Source organism: uncultured Bradyrhizobium sp., from assembly GCF_947648125.1.
Lineage (GTDB): Bacteria > Pseudomonadota > Alphaproteobacteria > Rhizobiales > Xanthobacteraceae > Bradyrhizobium.
Window position 1 is genome coordinate 1 of the sequence record NZ_CANSMR010000064.1, and the last position, 8345, is coordinate 8345.

10 protein-coding genes are annotated in these 8345 nt (G+C 65.1%); 2 read left to right on the forward strand and 8 right to left on the reverse strand.

The window, feature by feature from the left end; all coding sequences use genetic code 11:
* Nucleotides 1-73: 73 nt before the first annotated feature.
* The 4 genes from Q0030_RS40330 to Q0030_RS40345 form a co-directional block, all read right to left on the reverse strand.
* Complete coding sequence (locus Q0030_RS40330; RefSeq protein WP_028341908.1) at nucleotides 74-874, reverse strand: phytanoyl-CoA dioxygenase family protein; 801 nt, start codon at nucleotides 872-874, stop codon at nucleotides 74-76.
* Nucleotides 875-953: 79 nt separating this feature from the next.
* Entirely contained in the window at nucleotides 954-1628 is a 675-nt protein-coding gene (locus tag Q0030_RS40335; RefSeq protein ID WP_298380626.1) for a GntR family transcriptional regulator, read from the reverse strand.
* Between the two features lie 262 nt (nucleotides 1629-1890).
* Nucleotides 1891-3147: a M20/M25/M40 family metallo-hydrolase gene (locus Q0030_RS40340; RefSeq protein ID WP_298380629.1), complete on the reverse strand. Its 1257-nt coding sequence runs from the start codon at nucleotides 3145-3147 to the stop codon at nucleotides 1891-1893.
* Nucleotides 3148-3200: 53 nt separating this feature from the next.
* Nucleotides 3201-4067 (reverse strand): sigma-70 family RNA polymerase sigma factor, encoded by an 867-nt coding sequence (locus Q0030_RS40345; protein WP_298380631.1) that lies wholly within the window; start codon nucleotides 4065-4067, stop codon nucleotides 3201-3203.
* Nucleotides 4068-4177: 110 nt separating this feature from the next.
* Here Q0030_RS40345 and Q0030_RS40350 point away from each other — a divergent pair, with 110 nt between their 5' ends.
* Nucleotides 4178-4633, forward strand: coding sequence for a carboxymuconolactone decarboxylase family protein (locus Q0030_RS40350; protein ID WP_166216634.1), 456 nt, complete (start codon nucleotides 4178-4180; stop codon nucleotides 4631-4633).
* Between the two features lie 186 nt (nucleotides 4634-4819).
* On the opposite strand, the gene Q0030_RS40355 is transcribed toward Q0030_RS40350, so the two are convergent.
* Nucleotides 4820-5629 (reverse strand): alpha/beta hydrolase, encoded by an 810-nt coding sequence (locus tag Q0030_RS40355; protein WP_298380634.1) that lies wholly within the window; start codon nucleotides 5627-5629, stop codon nucleotides 4820-4822.
* A gap of 152 nt (nucleotides 5630-5781) precedes the next feature.
* On the opposite strand from Q0030_RS40355, the gene Q0030_RS40360 reads away from it, so the two are divergent.
* Nucleotides 5782-6324 carry a methylated-DNA--[protein]-cysteine S-methyltransferase gene (locus Q0030_RS40360; protein WP_166299336.1) on the forward strand — a complete coding sequence of 181 codons (543 nt, stop codon included), beginning with the start codon at nucleotides 5782-5784 and terminating at the stop codon, nucleotides 6322-6324.
* 190 nt (nucleotides 6325-6514) lie between these two features.
* Here the strand turns inward: Q0030_RS40360 and Q0030_RS40365 are convergent, their stop codons facing one another.
* The 3 genes from Q0030_RS40365 to Q0030_RS40375 form a co-directional block, all read right to left on the reverse strand.
* Nucleotides 6515-7384 carry an MBL fold metallo-hydrolase gene (locus Q0030_RS40365; RefSeq protein ID WP_298380641.1) on the reverse strand — a complete coding sequence of 290 codons (870 nt, stop codon included), beginning with the start codon at nucleotides 7382-7384 and terminating at the stop codon, nucleotides 6515-6517.
* Between the two features lie 19 nt (nucleotides 7385-7403).
* Entirely contained in the window at nucleotides 7404-7541 is a 138-nt protein-coding gene (locus Q0030_RS40370; RefSeq protein ID WP_298380644.1) for a hypothetical protein, read from the reverse strand.
* A 70-nt stretch (nucleotides 7542-7611) separates the two neighbouring features.
* Nucleotides 7612-8226 (reverse strand): glutathione S-transferase family protein, encoded by a 615-nt coding sequence (locus Q0030_RS40375; protein WP_194456674.1) that lies wholly within the window; start codon nucleotides 8224-8226, stop codon nucleotides 7612-7614.
* Nucleotides 8227-8345 lie beyond the last annotated feature (119 nt).

The following is an 8345-nucleotide window of genomic DNA, read 5'->3' on the forward strand; positions in this document are numbered from 1 at the left end:
GTGCAGCGAGCGTGTTAAGACGTGGATGCCCGGGACAAGCCCGGGCATGACGACGTTGGGGGTAGGCGTCAGTCTACTCCGCCGCCTGCCGCGGTGCACGGGCAAGCCGCAGCAGCGCGTCGTCGGCAACCGTCTGGATCGGCGTGAAGTCGCGGTGCGCGATGTAGTCCGGCCGCGTCGGGGTGCGGATGTAGTTCGAGACCGCGTTCAGCGTCAGATAGACGATCTTGCGCGGGTAGGGCGTGATGTTGCCGCTCGATCCGTGCACCAGATTGCCGTGGAACATCAGCATGCCGCCGGGCTTGCCGGTCGGCGCGACGATGCCGCCCTGCTTGACGAGCCGGGTCACCGTCTCTTCGTCCAGCGTCCACAGCGGGTAGGACGTGGTCTCGAGATCGTGCGACGCCTTGAGGTCGCCGGCGGTCTGGCTCTGCGGCACCAGCATCAGCGGGCCGTTGATCGGCATCACCTCGTCGAGGAAGATCGCGATGTTCATTGCGCGCGGCTCCGGCATGCCGTCGTCGCGCTTCCAGGTGCCGTAGTCCTGGTGCCACTGCCAGACGTCGCCGGTGAAGGCCGCCTTCGCGTTGATCTTGAATTGATGCATGTAGACCTTCTCACCGAACAGCTGCTCGATGGGGTCGATCATGCGCGGATGCGCGCCGAGGAGGCCGAACGCCTCGTTGTAGAGATGCGCGGCGAAGGCCGTGCGCGGCGCGCCGCTCTTCTCGCGCCACACCTCGGGACGGTTGGCGTCGTAGATTGAGACCGCCTCACGGGCGAGGAAGTCGACCTCTTCCTGGCTGAACAGCTCGGGCAGGAACAGCCAGCCTTCGCGATGAAAGAATTCGACCTGCTCTTGGGTCAGTTTCATGGTGCTTTCCTCCTGTTGTTATCTTCTGTTCTCTCTTCGCCACGGCCGGGACAAGCCCGGGCATGACGGCTTTGTTTGTTCACGCCGCCACGTCGATGGCCCTCAGCTTCTCTTCGGTCATCCGCCCCGCCGTCTGCGCATGCGCCAGCGCCGCAGCCTCGGCGGCGGCGGCGTTGCCGGAGAAAATATGCGCGGCGATGGTCTCGTGCTCGGTCCAGGCGCTGCCGCGATAGTCGAGCTCGGCGAGCACGGTCGCCATCGAGCGGCGCATATGCGGCCATTGCGGTGCGATCATTTCCTCGATCGCGGTATTGCCGGCCAGCCGGTAGATCGCGCTGTGGAAGTCGACGTCGAGCGCGATCAGGCGCGCCAGCGGCGCATCGTCGTCGATCGCGCGTCCGGCTTCGAGCGCGCTCTCGAGCTGCGTGCGCGCCGCGGAATCCTCTTTCACACGCGTTGCCGCAAGCCGCGCCGCCAGCGCATCGATGGCGCCGCGCACTTCGTAGAGCTCCCGGATGCGCTGCGGATCGAGCTGCGTCACCTCGAAGCCGCGCTTGCCGCTCTCCGCGACGAGCCCCTGGCGATGCAACAGGTGCAGCGCGTGCGAGATCGGCTGGCGCGAAACGCCGAGCCGATCGGCAAGTTCGTTCTGGGTGATGCGCTGGCCGGGCAGCAGCGTGCGGTCGATGATCGCCTCGAGCAATCGCCCGTAGACCTGGTCGATCAGGTTCGGAAGCGGGTCCAACGGGATCATGCCATCAGTCCAAATTGGAATACGGAATTCCGTGTTCGGAAGGTAAGCTACTGCGGGCTTCAGGAACGGTCAAGGTTGAAGTCAGAGAACGATCTAAGCTGTTGATGAGTTAATGTTTTTTGTCTTGGCTCTGCCTGAGTCCATCCGTCATGGCCGGGCTTGTCCCGGCCATCCACGTCTTTCCTCATGCAGAAACCAAGACGTGGATGCCCGGGACAAGCCCGGGCATGACGAGATCATTGTCGTCAGCCATCCCGTGGGCCTACTTCGCCTTGCCCTGCTCCATCAGGATCCGCGTCATCAGATAGAGCCGCGGCACGATCGAGTTGGTGTCGATATATTCGTCGCGGGCGTGATAGCCCCAGCCGGCGAGGCCGAAGCTTTCGACCACGATGGCCTTGCCGCTGCGCGCGGCGTAGCCGGCGTCGGTCGCGCCGCCCGTCATTTCCGCAATATCGAGCGTGCGGTCGAGCTCCGCGTAGATCGCCTGTCCCTGCCTGGCGAGCGCGCGGCCGCGATCATTGGCGACGAAGGGCGGGCGGCCCGCGGCGACTTTCACGGTCACCTCGGTGTCGGGGATCAGCTTGTTCTTCACCTTTTCGTCAAGCGCTGCCTGCAGCTTCTGCACGCCGTCCGGAATGGTGAGGCGGATGTCGGCGCCGGCGCTGGCGTGATCAGGGATCTGGTTGCGCACGGTGCCGGCCTTCGCGGTGGTCCAGTTCAGCTGCGTGCCCGGGATGGATTTCGCGACGTCCTGGGTCTGCAGCAATTGATGCGCGAGCTCGATCAGCGCGTTGCGACCGAGCTGCGGTGCGGCGCCGGCATGCGAGGCCTTGCCCTTCACATCCATCGTGCCGGTCGCGGTGCCGCTGGCGCCGAGCAGTAGGCTTTCGTTCTTGGCCACCGGCGGCGCAACCGTCGGCTCGCAGGACAGCACCACATCGTGCTGGTCGGCGAGCTCGGCGATGATCTCGCCGGAGCCGATCGATCCGACCTCTTCATCCGGATTGAACGACACCGTGAGTTTTGCGTAGTCGCGCCAGCCGGTATCTTGCAGGATCTTCAGCGAATGCAGGATGACGGCGATGCCGCCCTTGTCGTCGGCGATGCCGGGCCCGTAGATCCTGTTGCCGTCGACCTTGTAGGGCTGGGTGTCGAGGATGCCGTGCTCGTAGACCGTGTCCATATGCGCGATCAGCATCAGCTTCCTGCTGCCGGTGCCCTCAAAGGTCCCGATCACCATGTCGGCGCCGATGCCCTTCGTGGTCTTGCGCCGCTCGGTCTTGGCGCCGAGCGCCTTCAGCCGCGCTTCGGTGTAGTCGGCCATCTTCTTCAGGCCCTCGACATCGCTGGAGCCCGACTCGATCAGCACCATGTCGTGCAGGCTTTCGATCACGGCCGGCTGGGCCTGCTCGGCGGGCGCGCGCAGTTTTTCATCCGCGGCGGCAAAGGCGGGGGACGAGGCGAGGGCGAGCGAGAACAGACCGGCCGACGCGAGCAATTTGATGGATAGTTTCATGATTGTCCTCCCTGAACAGCGCAGAGCGACACTAGCATCGCAACCTAGCCGCGTCAGGCCTGGTCGAGCACCTCGACATCGAAGGTCTCGATCTCCGCGGGCTCGGCGGTGGCATCGATCGCGGCGATCTTGTCGCCTGATATCGTGACCCGCAGCACGACACGCAGCGCGCCACCAAGAACGACGGCAACGCCGATCTCGCCGTCGACCAGCGCCGCTTTCGCCGCCTGCGCGCGTCCCTTGAAGCTTTCGGCCACCGCAACTGCGCCGCGGATGACCGGCAGCGAGCCGAGCCGCTGTGCTGCCTGATCGGCGCGCACCACGACGTCAGGCGCGAGCACCGCAAGCAGTCCTTCGAAGTCGCCGTTACGGGATGCTGCGAGGAAGGCCTCGACGATGCCGCGCTGCCGGCTGAGATCGGCATCCGGCGCCGGCGGCGCGCCCTGCACGCGGCGTCTTGCGCGGCTCGCGAGTTGCCGCGCGGCGGCCGGCGTGCGTCCGACGATCGGCGCGATCTCCTCGAACGGCACCGCGAACATGTCGTGCAGCACGAAAGCCAGCCGTTCGGCCGGCGCCAGCGTCTCCAGCACCACGAGCAGCGCCGCTCCGACGGAGTCAGCCATCTCGGTCTCGCGCTCGGACGGGTTGTCCGCGATCGGCTCCGGCACGTGTGCACCCATCGGCTCCTCGCGGCGCGATTTGCGCGAGCGCAGCATGTCGAGGCAGATCCGCGCGATCACCGTGGTCAGCCAGCCCCCGAGATTGTCGACGGCCGCAGCGTCGGTGCGGCCGAGCCGCAGCCAGGCTTCCTGCACGGCGTCGTCGACCTCGGCGGTCGAGCCCAGCATGCGGTATGCCACCGCGCGCAGGCGCGGCCGGTTGGCCTCGAACTGTTCGGCCACAAACTTTTTCTCGTCCATCGGTCACATTCCCTTTGTCCGCTCCGTCATGGCCGTGACGAACGAAAGTGGGCCGATGTGACAACAGATCGGCACGGCTTCGTCAAAAGGCAAATCAGGAGAGTGACATGATGAAAGCCCGCATGAACCACCCGGTGATGGTTGTTCCCGATGCCATGAAGGCACTACAGGCGCTCAGCGAGAGCACCAAACAGGCTTTGCCGGAAAAGCTGCTCGAACTGGTGCATCTGCGCGCCAGCCAGATCAATGGCTGCAGCGTCTGCGTCGATATGCACCCGAAGCTTGCTCGCCGCGCCGGCGAGACCGACGAGCGGCTGTTCGCGGTTGGCGCCTGGCGCGACACGCCGTATTTCACCGATGCCGAGCGCGCCGCGCTGGCGCTGACCGAAGCGGTGACCCGGCTCAGCGACCGCGAGGATCCGGTGACGGACGCGGTATGGGACGAGGCGGCGAAGCACTTCAACGAGCAGCAGCTCGCGTCCCTGGTGCTCGGCATCGCGGCGATCAATGTCTGGAATCGGCTGAACGTCGCCGTGCGCCAGCCGGTCGGTGTCTGGAAGGTGTGATAGTCGAGGCGCGCTGCTCGTGCCGCTTGCTCACTGCACCTCTCCCCTTGTGGGAGAGGTCGGATCGCATCGACAGATGCGATCCGGGTGAGGGGTCTGTCTCCGCGGAGAGATACCCCTCACCCGGCACGATGCCGCTGCGCGCCATCGCGCCACCCTCTCCCACAAGGGGAGAGGGTGCACTGCCTATGCCGCCAAAAAATCCAGGACGATCTCGCAATAGCGCTGCGGGGCCTGCTCGAACATCGGATGCGTGGTGCCCGGGATCATCTCGGTGCGCGCGCCCTTCACATTGGCGGCGAGGGCGTGCAGCACCTTCGGCAGCACGCCTTTGGTGTTGGCGCCGCCGATGAACAGCGTCGGCGTCCTGATCGCCTCCGCGTCGGCCTTCGAGAACGGCGGCCGCTGGTCGCGGGTCTGGCCGAGCAGCGTGGTCGCGTTGTCGCGCAAGAGCTGCTTGGAGGTTGCCGGAATCCGTTTCCAGGCGCCGGGGCCTTCGAGTGCATCCATGAAGATCTGCAAGCCGCCGTCGACGTCGCCCTTGGCGATCTCAGCGGCACACGCCGCGAAGCGTGCTGCCAGCGGCGAGGGGCCCGGCTTGAAGTCGGGATCAAGGGTCTGGTCGAGCTCGCCGCCGGGCTCGGCCAGGATCAGCCTGTGCAGCAGGTCCGGCCGCCGCTGCGCGACACGGAAGCAGATATGGCCGCCGCGGGAATGTCCCATCAGGTCGACCGGTTTGGTGTCGAATGCCTCGAGGAAGGCAATCACGTCGTCGACATGCTGCGCGATCGAATAGGTGTCGCCGATGCCGTCCCAATGCGCCGGGAAGAAATGCCGCAGGCTGACCGCGATCACGCGATGCCGTCGCGTCAGCGGGCCGAGCACCGCCGACCAGATCCGGAAATCGCACAGCGAGCCGTGCACGCAGACCAGCGGCGGACCCTCTCCGATATCGAGATAGGGCATGTCGAAACCGTTGACGTGGAGGCTGTGCATTCGAGGGCTCGCAGGCGGGAGATGTTGTTGATTTGACCCAAGTTCCCACGGAATTCGGGTGGATAGCAACATTCTCCAAGCCTAGATTTCAGATCAGCAGCAGGCTCATACGCATGAGCCCAAGGGATATGACGGAACATCTGGAGCGAGCCATGACCGGCCAGCATTTTGCAATCTTCGAAACCATGATCGGCGCCTGCGGCGTCGTCTGGGGCGAGCACGGCGTCACCGGCGTGCAGCTGCCGATGGGCACCGAGGAGAAGACCCGCAAGCGCATCTTCCAGCGCAATGGCGACGTCACCGAGGCGGCGCCGCCGGCCGAGGTGCAGCACGCGATCGACGGCATGATCGAGCTGCTCGCCGGCAAGCCGAACGACCTCGCCGACATCGTGCTCGATCTCGACGGCGTGCCGGAGTTCAACCGCGGCGTCTACGACATCGCTCGGAAGATTCCGCCGGGCAAGACCGTAACCTATGGCGATATCGCCAAGCAGCTCGGCGGCGTCGAGCTGTCGCGCGACGTCGGCCAGGCATTGGGCCGCAACCCGTGCCCGATCGTGGTGCCCTGCCACCGCGTGCTGGCGGCCGGCAACAAGCCGGGCGGCTTCTCGGCCAATGGTGGCGTGGTCACCAAGCTGAAGATGCTGCAGATCGAAGGCGCGGTGGTGAACCACACGCCGAGTTTGTTTGATTGAGCGGGGCGCGCTCTTCTTATCCTCCCCTGGAGGGGGAGGATCGGTTCGCATGAAATGCGAACCGAGGTGGGGTGAAGGTCTCTCGTATCGGGTGCTGCCCGTGTTGAGAGATCACCCCACCCCGTCTCACATCTCGCTGCGCTCGCTGTGAGCCGACCCTCCCCCTCCAGGGGAGGGTAAGCGGCCTCAGCTACACCGTCTCACACACAAATCCGTTGCCCTTCCGCCTGATCTTGCCGACTGTTGGCGAGGGGAAGTGCGCGGGGCAGCACAGCGTATCGGTGTCGCAATAGCGCTCGAGGAAGCTGCGCCGCGTCTTCGCGGCCTGCGCCGGGTCGACGTCGAACTTCGGCGACAGCTCCGGATAAAGTGTCTGGATCGGCGAGTGCATCAAATCGCCGGTAAACACCGCATCATCCTTGCCGCGGCCGAAGGTGAAGGCGACGTGGCCCGGCGTGTGGCCGGGCGTCGGCAGCACGCGCATGTGGTCGCCGATCGCAAAATCACTGCCGACAAGTTCGGCCCGCTTGGCTTCGACAACCGGCAGTACGCTGTCGACGAAGGGCGGCACCTCTGCCTTGGCGTTGGTCTCGGTCCAGTAGTCGAACTCGCTCTTGTCGAACACGTAGCGCGCGTTCGGGAAGGTCGGCACCCAGCGGCCGTTCTCGAGCCGCGTGTTCCAGCCGACATGGTCGACGTGCAGATGCGTGCACATCACATAGTCGATGTCGCCGACCGAAAAGCCCGCCGCCGCGAGGCCGCGCAGATAATTGTCGTCGGTCTTCATGTTCCAGCTCGGCCGTCCCGGTCGCGGCTTGTCGTTGCCGATGCAGCTGTCGATCAGGATGGTGTGGTGCGGCGTCTTCACGATGTAGGACTGGAACGCCAGGATCAGCGTGTCGTTGTCGTCGAGTGCCCCGGCCGCTTTCATCCAGGCGCGGTTTTCCGCGAGCAGCTCCGGCGTCAGTCCGGGCAGCATGTCATGCGCGGGCAGGAACAGGCCTTCCTCCTCGACGAGGCGATGAATGGTGAGATCGCCGGCGGCAAATTTCAGGCTCATGGTGATTCCTTGGATGAGGTCAGTGCGCGTTGCGCACGGCGGGAATGCTGATGTTGGCGAGGATATCCATCGCCGCAAGGTCTTGCTCCGGCGGGCTGTACCGGGCTGCCGTCATCATCATCACAAAGTCGAGATCGGAGACGGTCAGCGCGAGCACCAGGCTCGCGCTGAAAATCGAGAGGCGGGGACGCGGTCGCGCATCGTCGTTCTCCCCAGGCGTAGCTTTGCTACGCCGCAGGTGGGGCCGAGATCTTCACCGACGGCCGCTCCAGCATTTTCTGGTAGAAGGCGTCGAGCTTCGGATAGGCCTTGCGCCAGCCGCAATCGGCAAAGCGGAAATCGGCGTAGCCGAGCACGCAGACGAGACCGATCTGCGCGATGTCGAATGACGAGCCGTTCAGCACGTCCGGCCGGTTCTCGAACCGCGCCATGCCGGCCCAGGCCCTGTTCCAGTGATCGTCATACCAGGCCTGCCACAGCGAGCCCTGCGGCCGCACCATCTTCTCGTAGCGGCACAGCAGCATGGAATCGAGCATGCCGTTGAGCAACGAATGATCGGTCTTCAGTTGCCAGCGCCGCGGACCGTAGCCGGGGATCAGCCGGCCGCCGCCGATCTCGTTGAGATATTCGACGATGACGTAGGAATCCAAAATGACGTCGCCATGGTCGAGGATCAGCACCGGCAGCTTCTTCAGCGGCGAGATCTTGGAATATTCGTCGTTGGCCGTGCCCGGCGCAACGCTGGCCGGCACGAACTCGATCTTGTCGATCAGGCCGAGCTCGATCGCCGCGATGCGCACCTTGCGGGCGAACGGGGAGGCGGGAGAGAAGGTGAGTTTCATGGTGAACTCCTTGCGAAAGGTCGCTCCTCTGTCATGGCCGGGCTTGACCCGGCCATCCACGTCTTTGCCCCTATGCAAGACCTAAGACGTGGATGCCCGGGTCAAGCCCGGGCATGACG

Coding starts and splice junctions, on each gene's coding strand:
- Q0030_RS40340 (WP_298380629.1), bottom strand. CDS start 3,147: ATGAAACTATCCATCAAATTGCTCGCGTCGGCCGGTCTGTTCTCGCTC.
- Q0030_RS40330 (WP_028341908.1), bottom strand. CDS start 874: ATGAAACTGACCCAAGAGCAGGTCGAATTCTTTCATCGCGAAGGCTGG.
- Q0030_RS40360 (WP_166299336.1), top strand. CDS start 5,782: ATGACCGGCCAGCATTTTGCAATCTTCGAAACCATGATCGGCGCCTGC.
- Q0030_RS40355 (WP_298380634.1), bottom strand. CDS start 5,629: ATGCACAGCCTCCACGTCAACGGTTTCGACATGCCCTATCTCGATATC.
- Q0030_RS40335 (WP_298380626.1), bottom strand. CDS start 1,628: ATGATCCCGTTGGACCCGCTTCCGAACCTGATCGACCAGGTCTACGGG.
- Q0030_RS40350 (WP_166216634.1), top strand. CDS start 4,178: ATGAAAGCCCGCATGAACCACCCGGTGATGGTTGTTCCCGATGCCATG.
- Q0030_RS40375 (WP_194456674.1), bottom strand. CDS start 8,226: ATGAAACTCACCTTCTCTCCCGCCTCCCCGTTCGCCCGCAAGGTGCGC.
- Q0030_RS40345 (WP_298380631.1), bottom strand. CDS start 4,067: ATGGACGAGAAAAAGTTTGTGGCCGAACAGTTCGAGGCCAACCGGCCG.
- Q0030_RS40365 (WP_298380641.1), bottom strand. CDS start 7,384: ATGAGCCTGAAATTTGCCGCCGGCGATCTCACCATTCATCGCCTCGTC.